Raw genomic sequence first — 544 nt, 5'->3', positions numbered from 1 at the left:
AGCCATTCCACGTTGCCTGGAAGGCGGCCGGCCGGACCTATCCGATCGCTGCACAGACCTATCTCGCGGACCGACGCTGGCTCATGCGGCCACAAGATCCGGATGCGGCAACTATCGAGGTCGTGGAGCCATGGACGCTGTCCTGGTGGCAGGTGGTGCTATGCCGGCTGACTGCCGGCAAAAGGGTCTCGTTCGCATTTACCGAAGCCCGCTCAGGCCGCTCTTTGACGGTAGCTGCCGGCGAGCTGATCGAAGCGGCAGCTGCTCTGCCTCGACTTCAGCAGCTTGAACCTGATGGCGCGGATGGCGCAGCCTGGCGTGCCTGGCTTGTTGAAAGAGGCGTTCGGCTGCCGGATTCAGGCGAGCGGTTTGAGTTGATAGTGCCATCGCCCACTCCGCCCGCCGCGGGACGGCGGTCATGACAGCCAAGCCGAAGGCGGAGCTGACGCTCGCGCGCCTTGAGCCCGTAATCCTGCACCTTGCCCAATGCGTGGTCACGCATGGACCGCGCTTTGCGCCTTTCCTCGAAAAGCTTCTGGCAGAG

1 protein-coding gene is annotated in these 544 nt (G+C 64.0%); it reads left to right on the top strand.

Features of this window, described 5'->3' with window-relative positions; genetic code table 11:
* Positions 1-422: hypothetical protein (locus tag AC1DR6_RS22885; protein ID WP_476831570.1), on the top strand; the 422-nt coding region annotated here is incomplete at its 5' end.
* Between the last annotated feature and the right edge of the window lie 122 nt (positions 423-544).

This window comes from Allobosea sp. P5_A5 (assembly GCF_056400625.1).
The sequence above is the reverse complement of the archived record's forward strand: the minus strand, read 5'-3'. Positions and strand labels throughout refer to the sequence as shown.